1 protein-coding gene is annotated in these 417 nt (G+C 70.0%); it reads left to right on the top strand.

The features are described 5' to 3' along the window. Nucleotides 1-417, top strand: a 417-nt coding sequence (locus tag ALMP_RS34670) for a DUF6531 domain-containing protein (protein ID WP_264934970.1), incomplete at both ends; no start/stop codon positions are given.

Raw genomic sequence — 417 nt, 5'->3', positions numbered from 1 at the left:
AGTCCGACAAGGACGGCAAGCCGACCGGCTGCACCACCTCCGCCTACCAGACCAGCTCGGCCTACCCGGTCCCGTCCGGACGGCTGAAGTGGGGCAAGACCTACCTGTGGCGCGGCTTCGTCAAGGACGCCACCAACGAGGTGCCCACCGCCCAGGTCGCGCTGGTCGCCGCCGTGCCGCAGCCCGAGATCACCTCCCGGCTCTCCGAGGCGCAGGGCAAGGAGTTCGACCCGAACGTCGGCAACTTCACCTCCAGCGCCGTCGACGCGTCCATCGCCGGCGTCGGCCCCGAACTGACGCTCATCCGCACGTACAACAGCCTCGACCCACGGCGTGACCTCGCCTTCGGCGCCGGCTGGACCACCCGCTACGACATGCGGCTCACGCCCGACGACGACGGCACGGGCAATGTCGTCA

Source organism: Streptomyces sp. A012304 (assembly GCF_026008495.1).
GTDB lineage: Bacteria > Actinomycetota > Actinomycetes > Streptomycetales > Streptomycetaceae > Streptomyces.
The sequence above is the reverse complement of the archived record's forward strand: the minus strand, read 5'-3'. Positions and strand labels throughout refer to the sequence as shown.